This is a genomic window from Ekhidna sp. (assembly GCF_040223195.1).
Classification (GTDB): Bacteria; Bacteroidota; Bacteroidia; order Cytophagales; family Cyclobacteriaceae; genus Ekhidna.
On the sequence record NZ_JAVKDX010000003.1, the window covers coordinates 132,649 to 159,440 of the forward strand.

The 26,792-nt window shown below is 43.6% G+C and carries 27 protein-coding genes, 2 rRNA genes and 1 pseudogene; 13 read left to right on the forward strand and 17 right to left on the reverse strand.

Annotated features, from left to right (window positions below; all coding sequences use genetic code 11):
* Positions 1–86: 86 nt before the first annotated feature.
* The gene (locus RLN88_RS00680) at positions 87–1,238 is read left to right on the forward strand and encodes a sensor histidine kinase family protein (RefSeq protein WP_350219449.1); all 1,152 of its coding nucleotides are present in this window, start codon (positions 87–89) and stop codon (positions 1,236–1,238) included.
* Positions 1,235–2,401, forward strand: coding sequence for a histidine kinase dimerization/phosphoacceptor domain -containing protein (locus RLN88_RS00685; protein WP_350219450.1), 1,167 nt, complete (start codon positions 1,235–1,237; stop codon positions 2,399–2,401). The genes RLN88_RS00680 and RLN88_RS00685 overlap by 4 nt, the downstream gene beginning before the upstream one ends.
* On the opposite strand, the gene RLN88_RS00690 is transcribed toward RLN88_RS00685, so the two are convergent.
* A complete protein-coding gene (locus RLN88_RS00690; protein WP_350219451.1) occupies positions 2,398–2,871 on the reverse strand; it encodes a response regulator in 474 nt (157 codons plus the stop codon). The two genes, RLN88_RS00685 and RLN88_RS00690, sit on opposite strands and share 4 nt — an antisense overlap.
* Positions 2,872–3,049: 178 nt before the next feature.
* Positions 3,050–3,805 (reverse strand): sensor histidine kinase, encoded by a 756-nt coding sequence (locus tag RLN88_RS00695; protein WP_350219452.1) that lies wholly within the window; start codon positions 3,803–3,805, stop codon positions 3,050–3,052.
* A gap of 133 nt (positions 3,806–3,938) precedes the next feature.
* Between RLN88_RS00695 and RLN88_RS00700 the strand changes: the two genes are divergently transcribed.
* On the forward strand, positions 3,939–4,241 hold the full coding sequence (locus RLN88_RS00700; RefSeq protein WP_350219453.1) for a hypothetical protein: 303 nt from the start codon (positions 3,939–3,941) through the stop codon (positions 4,239–4,241).
* A gap of 56 nt (positions 4,242–4,297) precedes the next feature.
* Complete coding sequence (locus RLN88_RS00705) at positions 4,298–4,762, forward strand: nuclear transport factor 2 family protein (RefSeq protein WP_350219454.1); 465 nt, start codon at positions 4,298–4,300, stop codon at positions 4,760–4,762.
* A 28-nt stretch (positions 4,763–4,790) separates the two neighbouring features.
* Here RLN88_RS00705 and menC read toward each other — a convergent pair whose 3' ends face one another.
* Positions 4,791–5,852, reverse strand: a complete 1,062-nt coding sequence (gene menC, locus RLN88_RS00710) for an o-succinylbenzoate synthase (RefSeq protein ID WP_350219455.1) — start codon at positions 5,850–5,852, stop codon at positions 4,791–4,793.
* Between the two features lies 1 nt (position 5,853).
* On the opposite strand from menC, the gene RLN88_RS00715 reads away from it, so the two are divergent.
* Positions 5,854–7,014, forward strand: coding sequence for an S-adenosylmethionine:tRNA ribosyltransferase-isomerase (locus tag RLN88_RS00715; protein WP_350219456.1), 1,161 nt, complete (start codon positions 5,854–5,856; stop codon positions 7,012–7,014).
* On the opposite strand, the gene RLN88_RS00720 is transcribed toward RLN88_RS00715, so the two are convergent.
* Positions 7,011–7,448, reverse strand: coding sequence for a DoxX family protein (locus RLN88_RS00720; RefSeq protein WP_350219457.1), 438 nt, complete (start codon positions 7,446–7,448; stop codon positions 7,011–7,013). The genes RLN88_RS00715 and RLN88_RS00720 overlap by 4 nt on opposite strands.
* Before the next feature lie 375 nt (positions 7,449–7,823).
* Between RLN88_RS00720 and trhA the strand changes: the two genes are divergently transcribed.
* The 4 genes from trhA to RLN88_RS00740 all read left to right on the forward strand — a co-directional run bounded on the left by trhA (position 7,824) and on the right by RLN88_RS00740 (position 12,662).
* Positions 7,824–8,450 (forward strand): PAQR family membrane homeostasis protein TrhA, encoded by a 627-nt coding sequence (gene trhA, locus RLN88_RS00725; protein WP_350219458.1) that lies wholly within the window; start codon positions 7,824–7,826, stop codon positions 8,448–8,450.
* Positions 8,451–8,623: 173 nt separating this feature from the next.
* Positions 8,624–11,692 (forward strand): two-component regulator propeller domain-containing protein, encoded by a 3,069-nt coding sequence (locus tag RLN88_RS00730; RefSeq protein ID WP_350219459.1) that lies wholly within the window; start codon positions 8,624–8,626, stop codon positions 11,690–11,692.
* Positions 11,689–12,198, forward strand: coding sequence for a YdeI/OmpD-associated family protein (locus RLN88_RS00735; protein ID WP_350219460.1), 510 nt, complete (start codon positions 11,689–11,691; stop codon positions 12,196–12,198). Before RLN88_RS00730 ends, RLN88_RS00735 begins: the two co-directional genes overlap by 4 nt.
* 59 nt (positions 12,199–12,257) lie before the next feature.
* Positions 12,258–12,662, forward strand: a complete 405-nt coding sequence (locus tag RLN88_RS00740; protein ID WP_350219461.1) for an OsmC family protein — start codon at positions 12,258–12,260, stop codon at positions 12,660–12,662.
* On the opposite strand, the gene RLN88_RS00745 is transcribed toward RLN88_RS00740, so the two are convergent.
* The 3 genes from RLN88_RS00745 to RLN88_RS00755 form a co-directional block, all read right to left on the reverse strand.
* Complete coding sequence (locus tag RLN88_RS00745) at positions 12,659–13,261, reverse strand: hypothetical protein (RefSeq protein ID WP_350219462.1); 603 nt, start codon at positions 13,259–13,261, stop codon at positions 12,659–12,661. The genes RLN88_RS00740 and RLN88_RS00745 overlap by 4 nt on opposite strands.
* A gap of 11 nt (positions 13,262–13,272) precedes the next feature.
* Positions 13,273–13,626: a response regulator gene (locus RLN88_RS00750; RefSeq protein WP_350219463.1), complete on the reverse strand. Its 354-nt coding sequence runs from the start codon at positions 13,624–13,626 to the stop codon at positions 13,273–13,275.
* An 87-nt stretch (positions 13,627–13,713) separates the two neighbouring features.
* On the reverse strand, positions 13,714–14,739 hold the full coding sequence (locus tag RLN88_RS00755; protein ID WP_350219464.1) for a sensor histidine kinase: 1,026 nt from the start codon (positions 14,737–14,739) through the stop codon (positions 13,714–13,716).
* A gap of 74 nt (positions 14,740–14,813) precedes the next feature.
* On the opposite strand from RLN88_RS00755, the gene RLN88_RS00760 reads away from it, so the two are divergent.
* The 4 genes from RLN88_RS00760 to RLN88_RS00775 all read left to right on the forward strand — a co-directional run bounded on the left by RLN88_RS00760 (position 14,814) and on the right by RLN88_RS00775 (position 19,534).
* On the forward strand, positions 14,814–15,725 hold the full coding sequence (locus RLN88_RS00760; protein ID WP_350219465.1) for a hypothetical protein: 912 nt from the start codon (positions 14,814–14,816) through the stop codon (positions 15,723–15,725).
* Positions 15,726–15,800: 75 nt separating this feature from the next.
* The gene (locus RLN88_RS00765; RefSeq protein WP_350219466.1) at positions 15,801–17,525 is read left to right on the forward strand and encodes a sensor histidine kinase; all 1,725 of its coding nucleotides are present in this window, start codon (positions 15,801–15,803) and stop codon (positions 17,523–17,525) included.
* Entirely contained in the window at positions 17,522–18,151 is a 630-nt protein-coding gene (locus tag RLN88_RS00770) for a response regulator (RefSeq protein WP_350219467.1), read from the forward strand. The genes RLN88_RS00765 and RLN88_RS00770 overlap by 4 nt, the downstream gene beginning before the upstream one ends.
* 117 nt (positions 18,152–18,268) lie before the next feature.
* Positions 18,269–19,534 carry a cation:proton antiporter gene (locus RLN88_RS00775; protein ID WP_350219468.1) on the forward strand — a complete coding sequence of 422 codons (1,266 nt, stop codon included), beginning with the start codon at positions 18,269–18,271 and terminating at the stop codon, positions 19,532–19,534.
* Between the two features lie 75 nt (positions 19,535–19,609).
* Here RLN88_RS00775 and RLN88_RS00780 read toward each other — a convergent pair whose 3' ends face one another.
* The 10 genes and pseudogenes from RLN88_RS00780 to RLN88_RS00825 all read right to left on the reverse strand — a co-directional run.
* On the reverse strand, positions 19,610–20,017 hold the full coding sequence (locus RLN88_RS00780) for a DUF2721 domain-containing protein (RefSeq protein WP_350219469.1): 408 nt from the start codon (positions 20,015–20,017) through the stop codon (positions 19,610–19,612).
* A gap of 16 nt (positions 20,018–20,033) precedes the next feature.
* Positions 20,034–20,999 carry a glycosyltransferase family 2 protein gene (locus RLN88_RS00785; protein ID WP_350219470.1) on the reverse strand — a complete coding sequence of 322 codons (966 nt, stop codon included), beginning with the start codon at positions 20,997–20,999 and terminating at the stop codon, positions 20,034–20,036.
* Between the two features lie 7 nt (positions 21,000–21,006).
* Positions 21,007–21,969, reverse strand: a complete 963-nt coding sequence (locus tag RLN88_RS00790) for a glycosyltransferase family 2 protein (RefSeq protein WP_350219471.1) — start codon at positions 21,967–21,969, stop codon at positions 21,007–21,009.
* Positions 21,959–22,486: a DUF4199 domain-containing protein gene (locus tag RLN88_RS00795; protein WP_350219472.1), complete on the reverse strand. Its 528-nt coding sequence runs from the start codon at positions 22,484–22,486 to the stop codon at positions 21,959–21,961. Before RLN88_RS00795 ends, RLN88_RS00790 begins: the two co-directional genes overlap by 11 nt.
* 2 nt (positions 22,487–22,488) lie before the next feature.
* On the reverse strand, positions 22,489–22,998 hold the full coding sequence (locus tag RLN88_RS00800; RefSeq protein WP_350219473.1) for a DUF4199 domain-containing protein: 510 nt from the start codon (positions 22,996–22,998) through the stop codon (positions 22,489–22,491).
* A 1-nt stretch (position 22,999) separates the two neighbouring features.
* On the reverse strand, positions 23,000–24,250 hold the full coding sequence (locus tag RLN88_RS00805; protein WP_350219474.1) for a dihydroorotase: 1,251 nt from the start codon (positions 24,248–24,250) through the stop codon (positions 23,000–23,002).
* Positions 24,247–25,836 carry a hypothetical protein gene (locus tag RLN88_RS00810; RefSeq protein ID WP_350219477.1) on the reverse strand — a complete coding sequence of 530 codons (1,590 nt, stop codon included), beginning with the start codon at positions 25,834–25,836 and terminating at the stop codon, positions 24,247–24,249. The genes RLN88_RS00805 and RLN88_RS00810 overlap by 4 nt, the downstream gene beginning before the upstream one ends.
* An 84-nt stretch (positions 25,837–25,920) precedes the next feature.
* A pseudogene (locus tag RLN88_RS00815) lies at positions 25,921–26,109 on the reverse strand (BatA domain-containing protein); the annotation flags it as partial.
* Positions 26,110–26,191: 82 nt separating this feature from the next.
* A 5S ribosomal RNA gene (rrf, locus tag RLN88_RS00820) occupies positions 26,192–26,303 on the reverse strand.
* A gap of 89 nt (positions 26,304–26,392) precedes the next feature.
* Positions 26,393–26,792: ribosomal RNA gene (locus tag RLN88_RS00825) — 23S ribosomal RNA — on the reverse strand; the annotation flags it as partial.

The following is a 26,792-nucleotide window of genomic DNA, read 5'->3' on the forward strand; positions in this document are numbered from 1 at the left end:
GTTATGTGAATTGGATGAGCGGTAGAAAAGTATGCGAACTTCTCCTTTCGTTTTTTTAGCTAGCTTTATTCAACCAACGCCTGATTTTGAGATCAACAAAGTTCACACCTAAAACCTATCTGAAAATTGAGACCGAGAGCATAGCCGGAGTGCTCAATATCGGTTTCTATCTGCTTCCACTTTTTTTACTGATTGTCCTTATTCGTCAGTTTATCCAGGCCGATTATGATATGATGGTGGTCATTGGTATAGCCATACTCACCTCGCTTTATATCCGCCATCAATTCCTTCTTGGAAACATGGAGCGATCCATCATGTGTATAGCTGTTTTCTTCTCTATGCTCCTCACAATTGTATGCTCACTTGGTAATGGCATCCATGATATTGGCCTTATCGGCTACCCGATCATTATTGCATTTTCAAGTATCATACTAGACCAGCAAAAGCTGGCAATTGCCTCTGTACTTAGCATTGCGGGTCTAACCTGGTTGGTAGTGGGGGAAATGTTTGGCCTCTACACTCCGGCTCCCACCACACCTGGCAGTTTGGGGGATTTTATAGTTTCCAGTCTATTGATTGTGATTGGAGGTTTTGTTGCTTTCAGTTTAACCAGGAATATGAGGGTCTCTGCATTTAAGGCACAACGAGAGGTGGCAATTAGTAAAAAAGAGGCACTGGTGTTGGGTAAAGAAATCGAAGAAAAAACGGAGATTATTTCGGAGATACACAAAGCGGCAATCAACAGCCTTAGTCACATCATTCAACTGATCAGGCACAAAGAATCGAAAGAAGCGGAGCTAGTCCCCCTCTACGAAAGCCTGAAAAGAAAGATTTTGGTCATTGAGGAATCTCATGAAATCCTTCTTGAGGCCGGAGACCCTTTGATGCTGGACATTACTAGACTTTCTAAAAATCTACTGATCAAATACCGGGAGACTCTAAAATCTTCCTTGCTGCAAATTGACGTTGGGGAAGTGCCATGCTATCTCCGGCAGGACCTGGCCATCAACTATGGCATTTGCATGCTTGAGCTAATCAACTGCGTTGATGCGCAGGATGATTCGGCCATTCTGGTGAAATTGGAAATAAACAAGCCTACCATCAAATTGAGGCTCATGGGCCTAAAAGGAGATAAGATGCCCGAAAGCATCATGATCGACCTGCTGACCAGGCAACTGAAGGGTTCACTTACACAATCTGAGAATGAATTATCGCTAACATTCAATTCGGTAAAATGAATTTATCCAACTGGCTGCCATATGACGATAATTTAGATCTGGAGTCGAGGAAGGAGATTTCTAACCTGATTAGAACCTTTCTGTACATCATTCCCGGTATTTCAATTGTACTGGCAGCAATGGACTTCACACTTGGCCTCACAGATATTGCCCTCGTGACCTTGACAGTCCCACTCTTCTGCGGCATTTCGCTTATGGCACTAAATCGTGGCTACATCAATCTCTCCATGATCATAATTATCACGATTCTGATTGCCTCTACAACTGGTATTTGCATTATCGGGTACCGAATTCACGAGATTGGGATTATTCTGTTTCCCGTCTTGGTACTTTTCTCAAGCCTCGTTATGAACGTGCGAGGAGTAGCCATTACCACAATCATTGTGATTTTGTGTATTGCAGTGCTCGTATTTGGGGAAGCATTCGGAATCTTCCCACCAAACAATACGCCCCGTGCAAAATGGGCAGACCTGGTGGTGGTATTGACAGTTATTGTACTCCATATTTTTACCACTTACAGCTTTTCCAACATTACCAAGAACAACCTGAAAAGAGCTACCGATGAGCTCAATGTTCAGAAGCGATATAAAGCCGATATCGCTCAAAATCTGGAGGAAAAATCCGAACTGCTGAGAATGGTGCATCACAGGGTGAAAAACAACCTGCTCCTGATCAATAGCCTGATAGAGTTGGAGACGTATGGTCAGTCTGGCGCCAAAAATCAATTGCAGGAAATCACCGACAGTATTCATACCATTGCCCGCGCACATGACCCGCTCTATCATACCGAAGATTATAAAAAGGTCGCTATCAAACTATACCTTGAAAAGCTCATTGCTGCCTTTACTCAGTCCGCAGGGTTCAGCAGGGTAGAAATCGATGTGAGCGACAAATTCATTTTTCATGAAACAGCACTCCTGCTTGGCATCATCACTCAAAAAATATTAAGCAGTATCAATAATTCTCAGGGTTTGGAACTCACTGTTGCACTGAAGATCAGTGGAAAAAAATCCTCACTCGTAGTGAAATCGATGAATAAAGAAAAGCTTGTAATTGAGGAGACCTCTTTGGTCAATCTCCTGGCGAGTGAACTACATGGTAAATTGGAGATTTCAAATAATGAAATCAGAATTTCCTTTCAAGCGGAAGAAGTGGATGCTTAGCCTAGCTTGCTAAAATCCTTCACGTCAGCGTCGCTGGTAAGAATGCGCTGAAAGATGGCATTTAAGTCCTCAAAATCCCATGGTTTGGTTACAAAATCATGAATGCCAAAATCACCAATTGTTTCATACAAATCAGCTCTTTTAATAAACCCGCTCAGGATCATTCGTTTGATTTCCGGCGCAAAAGAAAAGACGTCTTTTAATAACTCAACCCCGGACATGTGGGGCATTCGGTGGTCAGTAACGATGAGATCGATTTTCTCCTTTTTGATGATCTCCAGCGCCTCCTGCGGCCCCAAAGCAGTGTGAACATTGTAGAGTCTTCGGAAAGTGGATTTGAAGCCTCTCAGGTTGGGCATCTCATCATCCACATAAAGAATGGTGTATTCTTTATCAACTTTAGTGGCTTGTCTGGCAGCCCTTCTGGCGGCTCTTCGCTCTGCTCTTTCTTCTGCTGTGAGTGTTTCCATAGACAACTTATTATTTACAAAAATACAAGAATTAGTGAGGAATGGATATCTAATTTTTGATAAGTAAAATACTTAACCGGGCCTGCATTTCCCGATAATTCTATTCATAATTTAATGAAAATAAGAACACTATTTCAATCTTTCCGGCAATTGAAGAATTGAGTTGTCTCAGCGAGGGTCAGGCCTTCCGGAGGGTAAAAATAAAAATAGTGCCTTGACCTTGAGGGTTATCCTTTACAGCTATGGCACCTCCATTTTGGGAGATTAAGTCCTTGGTAATAAACAGGCCAACACCGGAGCTTTTTTCATTGTCCGTGCCGGGGCGCTTGTTGTCCTTCTTCATCTCAAAAAGGTTGGCTTTCATTTCATCTGAGATTCCAATCCCGGTATCGATTATGCTAATGGAGATATCCTCCCCCTGATCTTCAACCTTTACCTGAACACTCCCACCTTTTGGGGTAAATTTCACCGCATTGGAAATTAGGTTTCTCATCACCACTTTCAGGGCATTCCTATCAAACACGCATTTTGTATCCAGATCGCCCATCACGCTTAAGCTTAGTTCCTTCCTGTCTATATGGCTTTGCAGCCGATCTATGGTTGGGTTTATGATTTCATCCAGCGCTATTTCCTCCTGATCAATCTTATTGGCTGAAGCTGCACGGCCCCACTCCATGAGCTCTTCCAACATCTGGATCGTATGGTCCACACCTTTGTCAATCGTGCCCATAAACTCTTTTGCCTGCTCCAGCCCCACCTGTTCTTCCCTTACCAGCGAAATCACACTTTTCAGGTTACTCATCGGCCCTCTGATGTCGTGGCTCACAATCCGGATCAATGTATCGCGCAGCAGGCTCGCCCGCTCCACCTCAGCTTTCGCCTTTTGGAGCTGACGCTCAATATCTTCGATATTTTCTGTAACATTCTTTTCCATACTTGTGCTTTCAAGCTAAAACTAATTAAGGAATCTGCCTGATAATAGACAAGTCGCCTTCGCAATTTTTCGACCATTTCCTTCCATATCTACATATTTCTATATCTTTAGCTAAACCTCTAAAGAAGAAACTATGTCAATGTACTGCCTCGCATGGAAATATAAAGTCTCATCAAATCAGTCAAAATTTGAAGAAGAATATGGCCGAAATGGGAGCTGGTTCAAGTTTTTTGAGACTTGTGAAGATTATCTGGGTCACGAGCTTATGAAAAGTGCAGATGGCAAATCTTACATCCTCGTAGACAAGTGGATGTCAAAAGCCGACTATGAGGATTTTCTCGACGAACACAAGGCTGAGTATGATCAGCTGAACGAGAAGAACAAGGGATTGTATGACGAAGAGGAGGCACTTGGAGAGTTTGACCTTTTGCAGTAATTAACAAACCCACTCCTAAATTTGCCGTTTGAGTTGGGAATCAAACTAACTCAAACATGAAAAATTCTATCAAGCTTCTTGCGATTTTTGGACTAATTGCTGTTTCCCTATTTTCATTCATCCCTAAAGGTTCTGATACTACCCTCGAAGAAGAGGCGGTAAAAATGGTTGTTTTGGAGTCTTACATCAATGGCGCCTTTAACGAGCTGGATGCCGAAGCAATGGAAAATGGGTTCCACAAAGATTTTGCAATCTATTCAGCCAAAGGTGAAGAAATCAGCAAATACCCCATCGCTGACTGGGTAGCAGGTGTGAAAAAGCGCAAAGCCAACGGGTATGACCCGGCAGATGAAAAAAACATCTGGAAACACAATTTTGCTAGCGTAGATGTGACAGGGGGTGCAGCCCAGGTGAAAGTAGAGCTTACCAATCAGGGCAAGCATGTCTTCACTGACTATCTAAGCCTACTGAAGTTTGAAAGTGGCTGGAAAATCGTAGCAAAAGTTTATCACAGACATTAAAAGAAGAAGCCCCTAAAAGGGACTTTTTTTATCCCTCTACATCACCCCATACGAGTGATTCCGCATAGGTAAAAAATCCCCGATCAATGACAATGGGTGAAGTGATATTGTTGTGATACAATCCTCCGGTACCCAAGCCATGGTATTCTTCGTTCCCGGGATATCGGCTGGCAAACTGCGCTATGGCATTCAACCCCAGATTCGATTCCAGATAGGATGTGATCCACCATTCTATACCATGCATCTGAGCCAGATCGATCCATTCCTGTACGGAAGCAAAGCCTCCATGAAGCGTGGGCTTCAAAACCAAATATTGAGGTTTTAACTCCTGAAGAAGATCTACCCGATCCCTGGAAGAATTGATTCCAATCAGCTCTTCATCAAGTGCAATAGGTATTTCGCTACGATTACAAATGAGCTCCATGGCCTCCGGCTGCATCGGCATGATTGGCTGCTCGATGGAGTGAATGTTGAGTTTGCTCAGCTCATTCAGTTTAAACAAGACCTCATTGGTCTCAAAAGCTCCGTTTGCATCGAGGCGTATGATCAGATCATCCGAAACCTTTCTCAGAGACTTGATGATTTCCAGCTCCGTATCAAAATCAAGAGCTCCTACTTTTAGCTTTATACATCTGAATCCTGCATCCAGCTTTTCCCTGATCTGCTTTTTCATGAACGCCTCATCCCCCATCCACACCAACCCATTGATAGGTATATTAATTGTTTTAAAGTCTTCCGCAAAAATCCTTTTCTCCCCACCTCGCATCAGGTCCAGTAGTGCCATCTCCAGCCCAAATCGAACACTGGGGATTTCCATGGGCACCAATTCACTTACTGCTTCAAAGACCTCCTCTTCGCTTTGAGGCTTTCGTATTCCAGCCAATCTGGAAGTTAAATGCTCCAAAAAAAGAGGGATTTCATCTACTTCCTCAGGACTCAGCCGGTGAATGGGCGCCACTTCCCCAATACCACAGACTCCAGCATCATCAAATACTTTCAGAAACCAAACCTTACGATCATTCATAGCTCCCCTGCTTGTGCGGGCAGAAAATTTAAAATCAAGGAGGTACGGTTTAACTTCGAGTCGCATTATGAATCTAAAATTAGAAGATTTTTTATACGATCTGCCAGATGACAGGATTGCCAAACATCCCCCTAAGGAAAGATCTGGATCTAAACTCCTTTTCTATCAGCAGGGTGAGATATCGCATCACGAATTTAAAGACATTGACGGCCTAATTCCTGAAAATTCACTCCTCGTTTTTAATGATACGAAGGTGATCCCTGCAAGAATAATTCTGCACAAAGAAAGTGGTGCCCGAATCGAGATATTCTTACTTGAGCCCCTCAAGCCATCCAACGTGCACGAAGAGGTGATGAACAGTCGGCAGGAATGCACCTGGAAATGCATGATTGGCAATGCCAAAAAGTGGAAAAACGAAACAGCCCTGCACCTGGCTTCACTTTCACTGCAAGCTATACGCAGGGGGGATGATGAGGTGACTTTTAAATGGAACAGTGATCTGACTTTTTCTGACTTGCTCACTGAGATCGGGAAAATACCCCTACCACCATATATAAATAGGGAAGTAGAGGCGGACGATCAGGATCGGTATCAGACGGTGTATTCAAAAATGAAAGGAGCCGTAGCAGCCCCAACCGCCGGCCTCCATTTCACTAATGAAATTATTGACGGCATTCAGGCCAAAGGAATAAAGACCGACTATCTCACGCTGCATGTTTCCGCTGGTACTTTTCAGCCCATCAAAAGTGAAAAAATCGCTGATCATCCAATGCACAGTGAGCAAATCTGGATATCCCGACAAAACATAGAAAACCTCATGGCCGCCAGCAAAATCATCGCCGTGGGTACCACCTCAATGCGCACCATGGAGAGCCTCTACTGGTTTGGGGTAAAGCTGCTTCAGGGCAAAAAGGAATTCTTCATTCACAAGCAGGATCCTTACTCCTTTATTCCAATCGAGCGAAATCAAGCATTGGAGGCGGTGCTCAGCCACCTCGATGAACTTGAACTTGAGCGCATCGGCGGGCAGACTGAGATTTTCATCTACCCCGGCTATTCATTTCAAATTTGTGACGGACTGGTCACCAACTATCACCTTCCAGGCTCCACACTCATCCTCCTGGTTGCGTCTTTCATCGGTGACAACTGGAAAAAAGTGTACAAGTCTGCCCTGGAAAATAATTATCGTTTTCTAAGCTACGGCGACAGCTCTTTTTTGCTGCGCTAGGTTGATTTCATTTTCAATCGTTGATCGCGGATATAATCCAGGGAAAATTTTCCACTGCCAGTGATTGCGATCAGAATCAATAGCCCAAGTGTGACAGCTGCCATAGGTAGTTCCATGTAGTTGTCTCCGGCCAGCATTTGTTTGTAATTGAAAATAACCGCCCCGGCCAGTATCGGAATATTGAGCAGGCACATCCACCTTGTGAGTGCACCACACATCAAAATAATCCCGCCTGCCATATGGATGAAAATAATAGCATGCGCCAGATGGGCTGCTACAAAAATCCAGCCTACCGACTGGATATTAGCTGTGAAACTGTCAAAATTGCTCGCAAAAACAATTCCTTTGTAAGTGACTAACCCACCCAAAGCGATGCGAAGAAAATCTACCAAAATGGGTGGATTGATCGATTCGATTTTCTGAATGATCCCCATAATTTCGGTATTTGATTATACATAAGTTACTGAAAAATAAACTCATATCCAATAATCACCCCCTTGTGGGGGTGGTCTCATGATTCATCGAAAGAGGTGAAAAATACCCTATTCTGGGTATTGAATCCTAGCGGCGGGCACTGTTCCTTTGTATTGTTAACTAGCAAAAAAACTATGAGTCAACTCATAAAAAGTCTATCAATCCAACGCACTCACCTCGAATTGGTGGGGAAGTTTTTTCTTTTGGTTTTGATACTTGCGTTGATGATTGGTTGAGATCGCTCTGTGTCACCGCACAACTTACCGTTAAACATTAAGAAGGCGCCTTTCGAGGCGCTTTTTTATTTTAGCGGACAAAATACCCATCTTACTTGCATGAGTGAAGCGCACTATTCCGCACCTGAAGAACGACTGAACATACTGACCCACGGAGCTGGGGTGATCCTTAGTGGTATCGGGTTAATCTTTTTGCTTGCAAAATCATCCTCTCTGTTGGAAATAGCCTCATCACTGACTTTTGGCGCAAGTCTCATCATTTTATACACAGCCTCCACCCTCTATCATGCGGCCAAAGAACGCGCACTGAGGGCCCGTCTGAGAATATTTGATCATGCAGCCATCTATATACTCATTGCAGGCACATACACACCAATTTGCCTGATCACCCTACGCGAAAGTGCGGGCATTTCCTTACTGATTGTAATCTGGACTGTTGCTCTCTGTGGGGTTGTGTTAAAGTTGTTTTTCACCGGAAGATTTGACCGCCTTTCCACGATCATGTACATCGCCATGGGCTGGATTGCGATTTTCGCAATCAAACCTCTGCTATCCCACATGAGCACAGAAGGGCTTTTGTGGCTACTGGCAGGTGGGGTGTTTTATACCACAGGTGCCATTCTTTACAGCATTCGCACCATCCCTTTCAATCATGCCATTTTTCATTTCTTTGTCATTGGTGGTAGTACCAGTCACTTCATTATGATTTATAGTTTCGTCTTATAATCCCCTGAGCTCACCTTAATTTTTATTTCTTGCTATGTATTACGCCTGTGGTTCTTTAATTTAATAGGCCATTAGTTCATTAAATGGATAGATGCCGCTACCACCTAATTTCCTTCGTGAGCTGCCTTTATATAAAAGTTAGGGGTATCCTACTCGTCTTTATACTTTTTTCGTTGATCACTCCAAATTTTGGCCAGCAGGCAATAAGCAAAAGAAAACTGAGCCAATATGTGCTTAGAGGCTGGAATACGGAAGATGGCCTCACCTCCGAATCCGTCAATGAAATTGCCCAGACAGAGGATGGCTATATCTGGATCGGCTCTTATACCGGATTGCATCGATTCGATGGGAAAAACTTCACGGTATTTACCAGTCAAAACAGTGATATCCCCTCCTCCAATGTGCTGCGAATCGAAAAAGGCCACAATGGGGAATTGTGGCTCGGCACCCTGCATGGCGTTGCGATTTATAAGAATGGGAAATTCACTCTTCCACGAACGCTAGAGCCGGTAGCCAATCTCAGCATTGAAGAAATGCTACTGACCCGTGAAGGGGAATTGTGGTTTAGTACAAAATCCAATAGCCTGTTTCAATTTAAAGACAATATGCTCAGGGAGTTTACAAAGGAATTCAATGTGGATAAGAGCACGGTTTTGTCCATTGAGGAAGATTGGGAGGGAAATGTATACTTTGGGACGGACGATTCCAGACTCTTAAAATATACTACTGATGGCATTTTACAGAACTATGATCTTGGCTCAGGTATCAATGGAGTCAATACCATCCTGGCTGGTAATGGGATACTCTACCTGGGCACGGGTAGCGGATTATATATTTGGGAGGGGGGCGATTTAATCAAACACAGTTTTTTGGGGAACACCACTATCAATGCAATCATTGTAGACAAAGAGAAAACGCTATGGTTGGGCACCATGAATGGCCTTTTCAGGTTCCAAAAAAATCCTAATCAATTGGACTCCCTCACGGAGGCTAATGGTATGCCCAGCAACATCATTGAAGATATCATCTTTGACTCACAAGGCAACCTGTGGGTAGGCACTTACCGCAACGGTATTTTTTACCTCGGGGATGGCAGCATCACCAGCTACACAAAAAATGACGGACTGGCCACCAATATCATCGCAAGCGCTACGGAGATTTCAGAAAATACCTACCTGGTGGGGAACGAAAATGGCACACTCAACCTGATAAAAAATGGCTCAATTTCGACACTCAAACCGCCTGTGCCTATCCCCACCGAACGACTGAAAAATATCTTCACAGACAGCCAGGGTCGGATCTGGATTAGTACCTATGGAGGGCTGGTGCTGCTCGATGGAAACAAAGGCAAACATTACCAGGTCTCGAACGGCTTCCCCGATAATTTTGTAAGGCTGGCCTTTGAAGATCGGAACGGGGAGATATGGGTAGGCACTAAGAATGCCGGGCTTTTAATATTCAAAAACCCCAACGAGTGGGAATCCCTCACCATAGATGATGGACTCAGTTCCAACTACATTATGTCTATAGAACAACAGCCCAATGGTGATCTAATCGTTGGGACGATCAGCGGCCTCAATATCATCAGAGATAAAAAGGTAATCAAGACGATCACTGTGGAAGACGGGCTTCCCTCCAATTTTATGTTTGCCACCTGCTTCACAGAAAACTTCATTTGGATCGCATCGAATGACGGGCTCTCGGGCTACAACGACCAGGGCATCATCAACTTTGATACGGAAAATGGCATGCCATCAAACATCATTTATGATGTACTGGCTGACGATAAGGGGAATCTATGGATGGCCTCCGAAAATGCCATCTTGAGTGTGAAGATAAAAGACCTGGAGGCTGCTGCGAAAGACCCAGAGCATGACATTCAGGTAAAGCAATATGGTGAAAGCTATGGTATGAAAGACAGCCACTGTCTTGGGGCTGTGCTTTCATTTACTGACAGTAAGGGACGTTTTTGGATCCCCACTATTGGAGGGATCGTGCTGCTGGATCCTGATGATATAAAGACCCCATCCTTTCGCCCCAATGTGCTGATAGAGAACGTATATGCTGATAACAAAGAAGTTTCCATTAGCTCAGAGATAATCATCCCACCCGGCACAAACCGGCTATCCATCGACTTCACTGGCATCAGCTACACTCAGACAGACCTTTTAAAATTCAGGTATCGGCTAAATCCGTTTGACAAAGAATGGGTGGAAGCATCCACGGAGCGAAATGCTGTTTACACCAATCTGGCCCCTGGAAATTATTCGTTTGAGGTACAAACATGGATAGAAGGCACCTCTAATAGCACCACCATTTCTCAGGATGTAATCATTGCAGCATCCTGGTGGCAAAAAGGCTGGGCACGGGTGCTTATGGTAGTTGCCATCATTTTTATCGCCTTGCTCATCTATTGGATTAGGATGCGTGCCTTGCGCTCCAGAAACCTGAGGCTGGAAGAGACAGTAAAGCAAAGAACCAGGGAAATAGAGGAACAAAAGCACGAATTGAAAGTAGCGCTGGACAAGCTACGCAGCGCCCAGGAGCAAATGATCCAATCCGATAAAATGGCTTCTCTTGGAATCCTGGCTGCAGGAGTGGCGCACGAAATAAACAATCCGCTAAATTTCATTCAAGGCGGTGTGGAAGGTTTGGAGCAAAATCTAAAAAGGAGCAAAAAAATTAAGAGCGAAGAATACGGACTGCTCATTGGCGCAATCAAAGAGGGGATTTCCAGGGCGTCCACCATTGTGTCTAGTCTCAATGAATTTAGCCACGCCTCAGACAAGAAGCTGGAGCCTTGTGACATCTACCACCTCATTGAAAACTGTCTAACTATGATCCGGTATCGGCTGAAAAATGGAATAGAACTTGAGAAAGAATTTCCTGAAAAGGATGCCATCGTGCTTGGAAACAATGGCAAACTCCACCAGGCCTTTCTCAACATCATCACAAATTCCATTCAGGCGATCGAAAAGGAGGGAATCATCAAGATTAAAGTGGAACTGGAAGACGAAAACATCGTCATTGACTTTACGGATTCCGGACATGGTATCAAGCCGGAACACCTCAATAAAATCACTGAGCCATTCTTTAGTACAAAAGATCCCGGCAAAGGCACAGGCCTGGGACTATCCATCACCTACTCGATCATCAACGAGCACGGGGGATCACTCAAGTACTCGTCTGAGTGGGGAAAAGGCACCACAGCACGGGTAACTTTACCGATGATGAAAAAATGAAATTCAAAGCCCCCATTCTAAAATTTGAAGCTGAGCTCTGGAGCTACTATGTGGCAATTCCCAAAAACATCGGCGATCAATTCATTGAAGGTGACAACCGACGGGTGAAATGCTTCATAAATGGTGCGGACCCGATTCACAGTGCACTCATGCCAAAAGGAGAAGTTTATAGTATTTATGTGAAAAAGGACTTCCTAAAAAAGCACGGCCTTAGTGAAGGAGAAGAGGTAGATGTTTTGCTGGAGAAAGACACCTCGGAATATGGCATTCAGGTACCGGAATCGTTTCTGGTCTTGCTGGATCAGGATGAGGAAGGAGCCAACTATTTCAAATCCCTGACTATGGGCAAACAACGAACGCTGATCCATATCGTAGGGAAAGTAAAAAATGTGGATAGCCAATTGGCCAAAGGTCTGGCAATCATGCACCATCTAAAGGAGGCCAACGGAGAGATTGACTTCAAGCGACTCAATGTGCTGATCAAAGAATATAATAATCGAAAGTAAAGTATGCGTGAACTCAACTCTTGACAAAAAGTGTTTTCACTTGACTAATTTTAAATCCTATGAAAATCAATCTGGCATACAAAGGAGACGAAGAATTTACCACCACCAACGAAAATGGAAACAAGGTAGAAGTGGATATGCGCCCCGCCGATGAGAAAAAAAGTCAGTCACCAACAGAAATGCTCCTGTCTGCAGTGGGGGCATGTGCGGCAGTAGAGATCGTTTCCATGGTGAAGAAAAGGAGAAAGACATTTAGAGACCTGAAAGCAGAGATCAGTGGTGAGCGCAGAGATGAGCATCCCAGGGCTTTCACCAGCATACACCTTAAATACACCATTTTTTCCCCGGATTTGACAGAAGAAGAAGCAGAACGAATCGTAGATCTGGCTACCTCAAAGTATTGCTCTGTGGCAGGATCACTCCGTGCAGAACAGACTCATTCTTTTGAGATCGTTCGGGACTAGTCTTCGATCATTTTGTTTAGCACGTCCGAGAGCTTGTCAAATGAGCTCATCTCATACATGATCAGAATATCGCCGCTGATGTTTTTTCCCCGTATGGAAAAATTGGTGTGGCAAACCAATACCTGATTGTATCGCTCCTTATCGAGCTGCCCATAGATTCCATCCACGTCACCCTGATAGCTTTTTGGCATGTGATAATCCAGAGGGGCATCCAGAATGTTGCCAAATGAACCCATAATCGCATTGAGGATGATATTGCCCACCTCAATCATCAGCCCATCCTTCATTTCCTTGATGGTGGCCGAGTCCGGATCTTCATGCACCAGTAAGGATGCAAGCAGTTTGGCACTCTCGCCAGGCAAAATCACATTGGCACTCCCTTCATATTCACCGGAAAATTTCATTTCCACCGAGTGCACCTTATCGCCACCGCCCAGCTTTTTGATTTCCGAAAGCACATCGCTAAAGGTGATCACATTCACGTAGGGGACATTGAGCAAAATCTCTCCGTCGATCATCTGACTAAGCGACGCAGACCCCTTCCCAACTCCAATGTTGATGATCTCGGTAATTGTATCTATTTGTTTTGAATTCAACATATGCCAATCGCTTAGTTAAAAATATTATTCAGTATTGAAACAAGTTCATCCTTATTCACCACCTTATTCATGAAGGCCGTGGCGCCCAGCTCCATGCATTCCTCCCTTCTGGCTTTTTGAATGTCCGCAGTGATTACCACCACCGGAGTTTTGGATTCGCGCGCCCTCAGCTCCTTCAGCACTTCTATGCCAGACATCCCTCCCATCAGTAAGTCCAGGAAAATACAATCGTGCGTCTCATTCAACGTATCCAGCAGCTCCTCTCCGGATGAAACCGCCTCCGACTCATGCCCAAGATCCCTGAGGATATCCTGCAGGGTTTTTCGCTGGAAAAATGAATCATCAGCAATAATTACTTTTTTCATGTGTATATTGTTTGTTTCCAGTTGCACACATGGAATTCGCATGAATGATATTCCTCCCTGTTTGGTGATTTCTTAATCATGCTCATTTCATTGCTTTTTGTTTAAAATCAAACTTACCTGAGTTCCACTTCCTTCTTTGCTCGTGATCTCCACCTGTCCCCGATGCAGCTTCATGATCTGCTGCACAATAGACATCCCAAGCCCATGACTGGGCTCCCCGTCAAGCCCGTTCCTTTTAGAGCTGCCAAACTTCACAAATACGTTTTTCAAAATTTCTTCACTCATGCCAATGCCCTGATCAGCGATAGTAAGTCTGATATTTTCCTTATGCTCCTCAAGCCTGAATCTGATCTCCGATCCAATGCTGCTAAACTTCACTGCATTACTTAGGATATTATCTAGTGCCCGTGTGAGTTTGGATTCATTGATCAGCACAGTGGCTGTTGTATTTGCTTCAAAGTGAACCTTTATCCGCTTTTTCAATGTGAGCAGCCGGTGGGTCGCCAGGTAGTTCTCCACAAAGTCTTTCATCACCACTGGTGTGATCTTTAGCTGGTAATCATCCGATTCAATCTCTGCCAGCTCCATAATCTCATCCGCAAGCCTGAGGGTCTTGTCCGTATTCACTTTGATCATGTCAAGCAAGATGGTGAATTCTTCGCGATCCAGTTCCGAATCATTCTTTATGGAATGGTGCATCAGATTAACGACACCAAGGATGGAAGCCAGCGGCGAACGAAAATCGTGAGCAGCATTTTGGAGGTAAAAAATTGAACTGTCTTTTTCGGGTTGCACAGACCATAAACTCATGATCTTCTCATGTTTCTTCAGGGAAGCACACTTCACATCACAGGCAATACCATTATTCTGAATTGAAAATTCGAAGCGGGCGGTTTCTTCCGATATGCCAGTGTGATATTCCTGTAGCTGGGTCAGGTTGTTGCCTTTTACAAGATTTTGTAGTTTGTATTCGCCTACTGGCAAAATATCCGGACAGGCACTCTTTTCTACCTGAACAGTTCCAAACTCATCCCATGAGACCCACGCATGCGGAACCGCCGACTCAAACAAGTCAAGCTTTAGCTGAAAATCCTCCTCTGTAAAAGCACTCATCGGACAGGCAGTGGTTAACATATGCAAGATAATTCCATTTATTTTAGTATCCTGCTCCTGGAACCAATCAAGCTATGGATAATATCTTCAAAAAATGGAGGTGGAATTTGCGTATAAAACAAAAATGGAAGCTCGGCCTGGTGCTGATCATCGCATTTCCGCTTTGTGTCTCTGCTCAATCTCCAGAGGAGGATAAACTCATTTTTAAGTCTGCTGTAGAATGGCTCGATAGCAAACTGAACTACCTCTACTATGATGAGGTGGGTGAAAAGTGGTGGAACAATACTTTCTATGTGAATGACAAAAAGGAAGTAACCATCAAACACATTGCTGCCAGCCGACCAAATACGGCCAACATCAAGGAAAAAGACTATACAATTCGTACGTTTCGCATTCAGGATATAAACCCCAACAGCCTGAAGATTTCTGCAATCGAGGAAACCAAAGGGCGGCTGGTTAAAGGCAAAATGCTGGAGCTCCGTACCTATGGCTTTCAAGACCTTATCCACAAGACCATCAATAAAAGAAGGGGCAGCAGCACATCATTCCTCTTCCTGTCATTTCCTGAAGTGCTAAATGATTCGCTGGACAACTACGCTCAGATTGTAAAGGAAAAGTTTGAAGAAGCCATCCTAGCAAGTACCCGCATCTATCAGGCTGGTGATGATAGTGACTTTGAAACCATATTTTCAGTACTCAAAGGGCAGTTTCAGTCTGCTGATGGTGCCAAGTGGCAAAGCCAAATGGTGCTGCCCAATGTGCTTAAAATTGAAATGGGCGAGGGTGACCCGATTACCTATTTTGGGTTTGATCAGACCAAAAATCAATTCTACCTCATGGAAATAACTTCAGAAGGTTTCTCCTCCACGTACTTTTCTATCGGTGCAGATCAGAAGCTTGCATTAGAAATAGAAGGAAACAAGATCTTCCAATTCGTCACCCTCAATTCATTCATCTATAAAGGACGAGAGTTTTTCAGGGAGTAAGCTTCCGGCTTTTTCCAATCTTTCATCCGTATTTTTCCTGATTTCACTATCTATGGAAGTAGATAATTTTACTCTATGCTAAAGCGAATCAATATCGGAAACAAGCTGGCGCTAATCATGATAGCGCTATCCCTGACCGTTATTGCGCTGCTTTCCATGCTATTTTATGTACAATTTGATACCGCTTTGAAAGAGCGGGTACTTCTCCAACTTTCGTCAGTAAAGCAATTGAAAATTGTGCAGATAAAAGCTGAACTCACGGACAGGCTTTATGCCTTTCAGGATGCTGCAAAAAACCTGGATGATGTCATGGCGGAACCCGGCGAAGTATTCAGCCACATTCAACTGTATGACACCATTCCATCCAAAATAAATGGGCTTGTATTGGGAATAACCGAAGCTGACCTGCTTCCAGAGATCACAATGGCAGATGTAACTCCAACAGACATCAATCAGGAAATCACCATTGCTCTAGTCACTCGATTTGGTGATCAGTACCTCATTGCACTCGCTGAAGTGCCGGAGGTCCAGGATATCCTTTTGGAAAGGACCGGACTGGGACAAACCGGGGAATCATATATCGTAGGGAATGATTTCAATCTACGCACAAAGTCCAGGTTTTATACCCAAAATCCCCGCACAGTTCAGGTAAAAACAAAAGGAGTAGAAAGAGCACTAAACGATGAGCCTGGCGAAGACCTTTTCCCTGACTACCGGGGTATGGAGGTTTTTAGCTCCTATGAAAAAATAGAATTAAATGGGATCACATGGGTCATTCTCAGTGAAATCAATCATCAGGAAGCGCTCTTCCCACTCAAAAAACTCCGCTCAAACCTCATTTATATACTTATACTCGTCATTATTTTCCTGTTTGCAGCATCCTATTTCCTATCCCGAATGATCGTGAGGCCAATTGTAAATATGGAGAAGCATTTGATGGATATGTCAAAAGGGATTTTGGATGACGTGCCTGCCAGCGAAAATCGAAAGGATGAAATAGGCCGAATGTTTTCGGCTCTTGAAAGACTGGTGAGTGCTTTGCAGGAAACCGTAGTGTTTGCAGGCGAAATCGGATCCGGCAATTTCAACGCCCAATACAAGCCCCTGAGTGAAGACGATAAAATGGGGACAGCCCTCATCCAAATGAAGGAAAAGCTTAGGGAGTTTAAGGAAAATGAAGAGAGGCTGCTGAAAGAGAATCAACGATCCATCCTCAACGGTGAGGAGAAAGAAAGATCCAGACTTTCCAGGGAAATGCATGACGGGCTGGGGCCACTACTCACCACCCTCCGTATGAATATTCAAGCCGCAGATTTGAATGAAAAAACCAAAAAGGAACTCCTGCTTCGGCTCGATGAAACCATTGGTGAGGTGCGCAGGATGAGCAACAACCTGATGCCAAACGTACTCGTAGATTTTGGTGCGGGTGAGGCAATTGGGAACTTGCTTAAACAGATCAACGAAAACTTCCCCATCAAAATCATGTATAAAAATGACATGTCTGTGGAGTCAGACATTGAAGACAATATTCATATCAGCCTGTATCGGATAGCACAGGAGTCAATCAACAACGCCATTAAACACTCGAAAGCCACCGAGCTGAAAGTGTCTATGAGTGAGTTTGATGACCATGTCGGTTTTTTCATTTCTGACAATGGAGTAGGATTTAAAATGGATCAGGCCACATCAGGAAACGGCATCAAAAACATGAGGGAGCGGGTGAAAATCGTCAATGGTACCATTGACATTCACAGCTCCAGAAGAGGTACCACCATCGAAGTAGAAATTCCAACAAAATGAGCAAGATAAAAATTATAGTAGTAGACGACCACCAGCTATTTAGGGAAGGGATCATCTCACTTCTTTCTAAAAATGAAGACCTTGAGATAATTGGAGAGGCTCCCTCTGCAGAGGAGTTATTTGAGCTGCTGGAAAAGGAAGCCGTCAATATCGTTTTAGTGGACATTACCATGCCGGGAATGAATGGGCTGGAGGTAATAGAGACTGCTCGCGAAAAATATCCTGAAGTAAGATTCATTGTGCTGACCATGCATGCTGAGGGACAATATGTGGTGAAGGCGGTGAGAAATGGAGCTTATGGTTACCTCATTAAAAATGCGGATGAAAATGAACTGATCACTGCGATCAAGAATGTGGCCAATGGCAAAAAGTATTTCAACAGTGAAATCTCACAGCTGATGATTGGCAACATGGCAATAGAGGGAGAGTCGCACAAAAAACTTTCAGACCGGGAAATGGAGGTGCTTACGCTCGTTTCGGAGGGGCTGACTACCAAGGAAATAGCTGAACAACTTTTCGTGAGTGCCCGAACGGTAGAAACACACCGCGTGAATATGATGAAGAAGCTGAAAGTCCAAAATACAGCCGAATTGATCAAAAAAGCAGCACATTTAAATTTGATATAACTTCCGTATAAATACGGATACACACTTCCCTATATCCCCTGAATGAATAATACAACATTTCTCAGAGTATAATAAAAAAGCCTTACTCATACTTTTACCTTCTAAATAACAGTCGCTATGAGCATATTCGACATCATTGCAGTTTTAATCTTTTTCTCCGGTGTTTTCATTTTTATAAACACCTTCTATCTAAAACTTCCATCCTCAATTGGCCTTACCATACTGGCACTTATGCTGTCATTATTGGTGCTGGTTTTCGGTTTGTTGTTTCCCGAATTTCATCTTGCAGAGCAAATCAAGAAATATGATTTCGCTGAAGTACTTTATCGGTTTGTCCTTAGCGTCATGCTCTTTGCCGGCGCACTGAATGTGGATTTCAAAAAGCTGGGTGATCAGTTAGTTCCTGTCCTGATCCTTTCGTTTCTAGGCGTACTAATCTCCACGTTCACTATTGCTACACTAATCCACTACACTGCAGGTTTTTTAGGCATTCCGTTGGGCTACATTGCCTCATTGGTGTTTGGGGCGTTAATATCCTCCACGGATCCAGTAGCCATCACCAAGACCATCCGGCGATTCAAAATGTCAAATCAGCTAGAGACTAAAATAGCCGGTGAGGCGCTGCTCAATGGAGGTATCGCAATCATTTTGGCACTTGTACTGGTAAACATCTACAAAGAAGAGGCCGCCATGGGTTCGCTAAATTTTACAGGCGCAGCTTGGGTCTTGGTTAGAGATCTGGGTGGCGGACTTATCGTCGGCCTCTTCTTTGGATGGATGGGGTATTCCGTCCTCAAATATGTGGACAATGATGCAGTAGAAGTGGAAGTTCTGGTCACTCTGGCGCTGGTAATGGGTGGCTCATATGTTGCAGATATGTTTTCGGTTTCATCCATGATGGTGGCTGTAATGACCGGTCTGATCCTTGGGAATTTTGGTAGAAATGAGGTGGGTGAAAGTGCCGTAGGAAATTATGTTTATCGTTTCTGGCAATTGCTGGAAGAGACATTGGCCGCTATGCTCTTCGTACTTATCGGTTTTGAAATGTTGGTCATTCCATTGCGATTAGACTATTTCGCATTAGGATTCTTTGCAGTGAATATAGCATTGCTGGCAAGGTGGATTAGCGTTTTTATCCCAATAAGGCTGATGTCGATGAGTCGCTCCTTTGATGACGGCACCATCCCGGTGCTGTCTTGGGGCGCTCTCAGGGGTGGGCTGCCTGTGGCAGTATCCCTTTCCCTCACCAACTTCCCCGGACAGGAAATAATCGTAACCATGACCTATGTGGTGGTAGTTTGCTCAGTGCTTTATCAAGGGTTAACCCTCACCAAGGTAATGAAGATGTACAATGACCAACATCCGGTGAAATTGACTGAATAAGAAATGGTTTTTCGTAGTTGAGTCCTTTTATAGGTGGATACAAAGGCTCTCGTGAAAGCGGGGGCTTTTGCTTTTTCAGAACTTCAATTTGCTCCCAAGCTCCATATCACTCAGCTCCAAATCCAGGGCCTTAGTGGATAGCTGAATCTCCCTGACAGAAATTACCAGGGACAGTAAAAGCAGCACCAAAGAAACCCCAAAAATCAGGCTCCCCCACTCACCAATCTGTAGGTAGATAAAAAACATGGCCAGCACACACAGCAGCAGGCTCATCACTCCAAATAACTGCATTGCCCGGATCAGGAAGAGCCTTTTTCTCAGATTCTTCAGCTGCCCCTCTAAAACACTTTTAGGATTATCCAGATAGCTTCTGTGAAGCTGGCGAATGAGGGTGGCAATGGCCAAAAAACGATTGGTGTAGGCTAGAAGCAATAAAGAAATAGCAGGAAAAAGAAGGGCTGGAGTGGTCAGGGTTATTTGCATACGTCAAAGATAGAGTTCACTTTTTAGTTAGGTACAGCGCCTCCGCAATGAATCCTAGCCCGTAAGCCAGGTGCTGTATGAGAGAGGTATACATAGAAAGAACTCCCACGATCAGGCTCCTTTGGGAAATGGTTGCATGAAGCAGAATTGCGAGAAAGTAGATGGCATAAATACAAAATATCAACTGACCAACAAATGGAAATAAGGCTAAACTGATCAACCCCACGATCAGGACTATGGTGAAAACGGATGGAAAAAAGTGGGGAATTTTTACAGCAATATCATAAGATCGCTTCAATTGAATCCTGGTTTGCCCGAAGGAGAATATTTGTTTAAAAAAAGACCAAAGGGTATTCCTCCGCTTATGATAGACTGTCAGCCCGTCACTGACCATCGCCCTGTGCTTAGACTTTCCAAACCGATGGCTGAGCTCCATATCCTCGCCCATATTCGTTTTATGAAAGCCTCCCAAAGCCTGAAAAACCTCCTTCCTCATCACCAGGTTATAGCTACGGAGATGAGCTTCCTGATCCACCTTTACCTTTTTGCCCCGTATCCCGCCCGTAGTGAAAAAGGAAGTCATAGAGTAGGAAATGGCCTTTTGCAAAAAGGAGAAATCCTCCTTCGCTGCATCCGGACCAGTGAAAGCGTGTATGGAGTGATCCTGCGTCAGGTTCTGCAGATTTGACAGATAAGCTGGGGGAATCACACAATCTGAATCGAAGAAAATGAGCCACTCACCTTGGGAACGTTCAGATGCAAAGTTTCTACTAAACCCCTGACCGGTGTTTTCCTTTTTGAAATACCATATATTCAATTTCGAAGTGTAATTCGATACCACTTCCTCACTCGTCACTCTTGAACCATCCTCCACAATTAGCACCTCAAAATCCTTGACTGTTTGGTTGGTGAGACTTGCCAGGAGTTCATTTACCTCGTCTGGCCGATTAAAAACTGGTACGATGATGGAGTATTTTGGCATATACAGCCTAGTCTTTTGTCTTCTCGGAGATCAGGTAATCCCCTTTTCGCTGATTTACCTGAATCATCATTTCGGCAATGAAACCAGCAAGAAATAGCTGCATCCCCACGATCAAAGCCACAAGCGCCAGGAAAAATAACGGTTGGTCCACTACATCACGGCGCTCCATGTGGTAATACTGACGATAGAGCTTTTCAGCAATGATCCAGATGGTGATGAAGAAGCCGCCAATGAATGAAAGGCTACCAAATACTCCAAAAAAATGCATCGGGTTCTTTCTGAAACGAGACACAAAAGTCACAGAGAGCAGATCCAGGAAACCGGTAATAAATCGCTTCATCCCATACTTGGTGCTCCCATACTTTCGGGCCCGGTGCTCCACCACCTTTTCCCCAATGCGATTGAACCCATTCCATTTCGCAATCAGGGGGATGTATCTATGCATCTCACCATACACATGGATATTTTTCACCACATCATGGTGGTAGGCCTTCAGCCCGCAGTTAAAATCATGAAGGTTAATGCCTGATACCTTTCGTGTGACCCAATTGAAGAATTTCGAGGGGATGGTCTTACTAATCGGGTCATGTCGCTTCCTTTTCCATCCGGAGACGATGTGAAGGTTGGCACTCAATATCATCTCCATAAGTGCTGGAATTTCATCCGGGCTGTCCTGCATATCAGCATCCATGGTGATGATTACTTCTCCAGTAGCATGATCGAATCCAGTCTGCAATGCGGCAGATTTCCCATAGTTGCGATTAAACTTAAACCCAACAACCCTTGGGTCCTTTTTAGCAATCGCGGTAATGACGGACCAGGAAGTATCCGTGCTCCCATCATCAATCAGAAGTATCTCAGTAGATATCTTATGAGCGTCTACAACGCGAAAAATCCATTCCAAAAGCTCTGGAATGGATTCTTCCTCATTGTAAACAGGTATTACTATTGATAAATTTTTATCCTTCAAGTTCAGGTTCTTTCTTCTTAATAATTGCTCCGGCAATTAAAGATAATACGGCATTGGCAACTAAGCCCCATGCGAAACCTTTTAAGCTACCAGCAATAGTGAATCTTTCCAAGGTGTCATTTCTGGTTTTTTCCAGGGCTTCATCCAACTGATCATCTGGCATACCAAAATTTCTCATCATAGCTTCAGATTTTTCCACCACGGCATCCGTTACAATCTCAGAAAGCTCAGGGTCAATGACCGTAAACAAAAGTATAGAGAACAAAGTGCCTACGATACTGTAAGAAACCAGTGCAGTAAACGAATAAACCCATGATTTGCCAAATGAGAGATACCCTCCCTCTTGATTTCTGTGCTGTATGCCGAAATAAGTGATTACCCCTACGTAAAAAAGCATGAGCAGCAACATGAGCCACCAGATAGCAAAAATGGTTGGGTCAACAATGTAGATAAGCAAACTAAGTACAATGGAGATTACTCCAGTGATAAGGCCTGATTTGATTGCGTGATTATTCATAATTACTTAGGTTTTTTTCTTAAAATTATGGCAACTACAGGGGTAATTAGGAATCCTGCGATGATTTTCTTCCAAAAGGTGCTAAATAGTAGCCGAAGGGTTGTCTCATTATCCACAGCGGTAAGCTGTTGTTGGTACTGTTCTTCTGAAAATCGTTCGATATACAAATCCTTCTTTGCTATTAGCATAGCCCGGGCTCCTTCCTTATAAGCCTCCAACAATTCAGGGTTAGCTTGAAACATCACATAAAAGGCCCCAGAAAAAAGCAATGTAGCCGGAATAATGACGACAAAACCAATACTGATGCCTTGCCAGAAATGCAGATAGCCTCCATTGTGATAATCCTTATACTCCTTGCCACCGAAGTAGATAAATAGCAGAAAAACGCCCAAATCAAAAAAGAAGTGGCGCATATCCAGCAGCGGATTGCTTCCAAAATTGATAGAAATGAAGAATAATCCTATCAGGAATACTCCGCACAGAATGGAATATTTTAAGGTGGGCTTTAGCACGCTATTCGATAGTAATACTTCGTTTGTTGATGGTGCCAAGCACCTTTCCTTTCATCTCCTGTCCCCAGTATGGGGAGTTTCTGGACTTGGATCGGTTGGATTCATCATTCAGCACCCATGTCTGAGATGGATCAAAAATTGTAAGTTTGGCTTCCTCACCTTCGTCAATTCGGATGAGCTCCTTCTTCAAAACCTTCCGAGGACCATTCACTACCCTGTCAATAAGTAACTCAATTGGTATCTCCTTGGAAATTTTTAAAAGCGAAGAATAAAATGTCTGAAGGGACGTATTGCCCGGATCAGCCAGGTCAAATTCCAATTGCTTACATTCCTGATCATACGGTCGGTGATTTGAGCAGATAGCTTCTATCACTCCCTCCTTCACTCCCTTTATCAAGGCTCTCCTATCCCTTTCTGTGCGATAGGGAGGCAGTGATTTAAAGTTGGTGTCAAAATCACCCACCGACTCATCAGTAAAAACCAAATGGTGAATCCCAACATCACAGGTCACCGATAAACCTTTCTTCTTGGCCTCCTTGATCAAGCCCACAGCCTTTTCCGTGGATATTCGGGAAAAATGAATGCTCCCCCCACTATACTTGAGAATGTCTAAGTCACGCCGGATCATCAATTCTTCTGAAAGGGACGGCTCCCCTCTCAATCCTAAATGCGTGCTCATTCGCCCTTCGTGCATGTGCGTGTTTGAAGATATATGCATATCTCGCGCATTTTGCATGATAGGTAACCCAATGTCACTTGTATATTGTAATGCTTTGAGCAAAAGTTCAGCATTCCAAACAGGCAAATCACCATCCGAAAAAGCAATGGCACCAGCATCGTGTAGATCCAGCACTTCCGTCAAATTTTTACCCTCCAAACCTTCGCTTATTGCGGCAATTACATGGATATCAACTTCATCTCCGGATCTTCTCAGCAAATAATTGACATCACTTTTAGACTCTATAGGAGGTCGCGTACTCGGAACCATGCAAACATCCGTAAAGCCACCACTTTGGGCAGCCGCCGATCCTGATTTTATATCCTCCCTATGTTCATTTCCAGGGTCATTGAATTGAGCACTCAGATCAAACCAGCCGCAACTCAAAAACTTGCCTTTCAGGTCGATCTCTTTTTTAGCAGACCTTCCCTTCAAGGACGCTATTTTACCATTTTCAATAAGGATATTGGCTTGCTTGCCATGAACCGGAGAGTTTACATCTACTACGTGTACATTCTTTAGGAGTAGGCTCATTTGAGGTATCTGTGCAGCATTGTTTCAGTTAAAACTAAAAGCACCGCCAAAAATAATGCATATTTCCATAAGCTCGATTGCCCGGCACTCGCTAATAGGGGCCTATCAGAAGATTGATTAAGAGCTTCTAGGACTTCCACGTTTTCAACGTTCGCAAAAGCGTCCTTTAGTTCATCAATAGTTGGAGCTTGCATAATTGATTCTTGCTTGGGAATATTGATAGCTATCTGCTTTAAAGTATCCTCATTTTGCACAAGAAAATAAAAGCCAGAAGAAATATCCTGGGGTATCTCCAGAACAATTTCGCCTCCGTTTGAATTGAACGAAGGAATCAATTCAGTATCTTCATTTAGTATCCTAACGGGATTATCCGATGGCTGGCCCTGAGTTACAATTCTATCACCTGGATAATAGTAGGGAATTTGTATGTCATTAGATGCAGAGAATGCCAACTGGTACATTACAGGAAGAAATAAGGCGCTCGATTGAAATCCCGTCGTACCCATCGATGAATTAAAAAAGTACGTCTTGTTCTTCCTTGTCAGAAAGGAATTTCCATATCTGAATTTCATAATAGACTCAAAATCCCCCCTCAGTAGAAACAATGGATTAAGCTCAATCATCATTCCCTCATCAACACTTTTTTCAAATACGCCCTCGAAAAGAGGGTGCTGATAGTCGATATCAATTTCTGCAATGGATCCATCAGCTTCGGCCAAATTGATTCCTAAGAACTCTCCATAGGAGGATATCTCAGATGAATCATTAGGAAACACAAGAAAAGTAGTTTCTGCAAACTGCTCAATTAAACTGACTGGAAGCTCAATTAGATCACTTAGTACGATGAGGTCTGATTCTGATAATTTTTCATAATCCAAATCTCCAGGCTTCTGTACATGGACATTGAAAAGTTGAGTATTCGCAAAGACTTCCCTGAGAAACCTCGGATCGGACTGTTCTATGATACTTATGATGGGCTTCTTGCGATCTGCAACTGTAAAATCAAACGTGTTATCGTAACCTACTTCATCACCATCAATTTCTAAAGAGAAAGCCCCAATCTCATTATTGGCAATAGAAAACTGTATCTCATCCAATTCTGAAGCCTCCTTAACAATGGAACTTAACTGCCGCCCCTCCTTCATTAGTTTAATAACTAATGATCCAGATTCCATATTAAATACTCGAAAAGTGACTTTAATGGTCATCTCTGAAAGCTCATCCGGATTTGGTTGAACATAAAGACTATCAATAGCTACATTCCCCAATTCATTCAAATTTCTTGTTAGTATCAAGGAATAGGACTTGGAAGTATCACTAAAATGTTCCCTTAGCCCGGCCAAATCCTCTCCTTGAAAATCAGAGAGAAGGATTAGCCTGCCTGATAAATCGGCACTATTGTCTTTTCTTAACAATTCAGTCCACCTTGGAGGCGAATGTGATAGCTCGCCTATTTGATCCAGATTAAGCTCAGCTCCTCCAAAAAAAGAATAGTCATTATTGAAAAAAACTACCGATCTGGGTTCTTGTAACCCTACCAATGATCGCTTAAGAATTAAATTACTCTCACTAAGTGCGGAGCTCAATGAATTATCAAGGTAGATCGTAGTACTTACATTGGGTCCTTCATTGGATTCCTTAGATAAGGTCCAAATAAAAAAAATAATACTCGTGAATAGACATACTCTACTTAGGAGAACTAATAAGTATTTTAATCTTGATTTCGACTTTGTCTTACTAGTAAGCTGAGCAATAAATTGGATCGATGAAAAATAAAATCTCTTAGCCCTTCTAAAGTCAAACAAGTGGACCAGAATTGGAACAAAAAGAAATAAAGCAAAAACCCACCAAAAAATCATAATTGATTGTTTACGATCGAACGTTGGGTAAGTTATATAAAACAAAAAAAGCCCTCCTATTTCTAGAAGGGCTTTGTTAATAAACTGGCAACGACTTACTCTCCCACCTGTTACGGCAGTACCATCAGCGCTGACGGGCTTAACTTCTCTGTTCGGAATGGGAAGAGGTGGACCCCGTCGCTATAATCACCATAAAATTTGCCTATATCCATCAAGGACAGGACTTAATATCTTGACATTAAATAGAAAGATTCACGGAAAAATTGCGAGATTATCGAAACGCTTCAAGAAAGCTTACGGGTAATTAGTACTGCTCAGCTTTGACATTACTGCCTTTACACCTACAGCCTATCTACGTCCTAATCTAGAACATCCCTTAAAAGAAATCTCATCTTGTAGTGGGTTTCGCACTTAGATGCTTTCAGTGCTTATCCCTTCCCAACGTAGCTACCCAGCAGTGCTCCTGGCGGAACAACTGGTACACCAGCGGTTAGTCCAACTCGGTCCTCTCGTACTAAAGTCAGATCTACTCAAATTTCTTACGCCCACAACAGATAGGGACCGAACTGTCTCACGACGTTCTGAACCCAGCTCGCGTGCCACTTTAATGGGCGAACAGCCCAACCCTTGGGACCTTCTCCAGCCCCAGGATGTGACGAGCCGACATCGAGGTGCCAAACCTC

Bases quoted from the DNA above. Each gene is read 5' to 3' on its own strand.
- RLN88_RS00685 (WP_350219450.1), top strand. From the start codon at position 1,235: ATGAATTTATCCAACTGGCTGCCATATGACGATAATTTAGATCTGGAG.
- RLN88_RS00690 (WP_350219451.1), bottom strand. From the start codon at position 2,871: ATGGAAACACTCACAGCAGAAGAAAGAGCAGAGCGAAGAGCCGCCAGA.
- RLN88_RS00695 (WP_350219452.1), bottom strand. From the start codon at position 3,805: ATGGAAAAGAATGTTACAGAAAATATCGAAGATATTGAGCGTCAGCTC.
- RLN88_RS00700 (WP_350219453.1), top strand. From the start codon at position 3,939: ATGTCAATGTACTGCCTCGCATGGAAATATAAAGTCTCATCAAATCAG.
- RLN88_RS00705 (WP_350219454.1), top strand. From the start codon at position 4,298: ATGAAAAATTCTATCAAGCTTCTTGCGATTTTTGGACTAATTGCTGTT.
- menC (WP_350219455.1), bottom strand. From the start codon at position 5,852: ATGCGACTCGAAGTTAAACCGTACCTCCTTGATTTTAAATTTTCTGCC.
- RLN88_RS00715 (WP_350219456.1), top strand. From the start codon at position 5,854: ATGAATCTAAAATTAGAAGATTTTTTATACGATCTGCCAGATGACAGG.
- RLN88_RS00720 (WP_350219457.1), bottom strand. From the start codon at position 7,448: ATGGGGATCATTCAGAAAATCGAATCGATCAATCCACCCATTTTGGTA.
- trhA (WP_350219458.1), top strand. From the start codon at position 7,824: ATGAGTGAAGCGCACTATTCCGCACCTGAAGAACGACTGAACATACTG.
- RLN88_RS00735 (WP_350219460.1), top strand. From the start codon at position 11,689: ATGAAATTCAAAGCCCCCATTCTAAAATTTGAAGCTGAGCTCTGGAGC.
- RLN88_RS00740 (WP_350219461.1), top strand. From the start codon at position 12,258: ATGAAAATCAATCTGGCATACAAAGGAGACGAAGAATTTACCACCACC.
- RLN88_RS00745 (WP_350219462.1), bottom strand. From the start codon at position 13,261: ATGTTGAATTCAAAACAAATAGATACAATTACCGAGATCATCAACATT.
- RLN88_RS00750 (WP_350219463.1), bottom strand. From the start codon at position 13,626: ATGAAAAAAGTAATTATTGCTGATGATTCATTTTTCCAGCGAAAAACC.
- RLN88_RS00755 (WP_350219464.1), bottom strand. From the start codon at position 14,739: ATGAGTGCTTTTACAGAGGAGGATTTTCAGCTAAAGCTTGACTTGTTT.
- RLN88_RS00760 (WP_350219465.1), top strand. From the start codon at position 14,814: ATGGATAATATCTTCAAAAAATGGAGGTGGAATTTGCGTATAAAACAA.
- RLN88_RS00765 (WP_350219466.1), top strand. From the start codon at position 15,801: ATGCTAAAGCGAATCAATATCGGAAACAAGCTGGCGCTAATCATGATA.
- RLN88_RS00770 (WP_350219467.1), top strand. From the start codon at position 17,522: ATGAGCAAGATAAAAATTATAGTAGTAGACGACCACCAGCTATTTAGG.
- RLN88_RS00775 (WP_350219468.1), top strand. From the start codon at position 18,269: ATGAGCATATTCGACATCATTGCAGTTTTAATCTTTTTCTCCGGTGTT.
- RLN88_RS00780 (WP_350219469.1), bottom strand. From the start codon at position 20,017: ATGCAAATAACCCTGACCACTCCAGCCCTTCTTTTTCCTGCTATTTCT.
- RLN88_RS00785 (WP_350219470.1), bottom strand. From the start codon at position 20,999: ATGCCAAAATACTCCATCATCGTACCAGTTTTTAATCGGCCAGACGAG.
- RLN88_RS00795 (WP_350219472.1), bottom strand. From the start codon at position 22,486: ATGAATAATCACGCAATCAAATCAGGCCTTATCACTGGAGTAATCTCC.
- RLN88_RS00805 (WP_350219474.1), bottom strand. From the start codon at position 24,250: ATGAGCCTACTCCTAAAGAATGTACACGTAGTAGATGTAAACTCTCCG.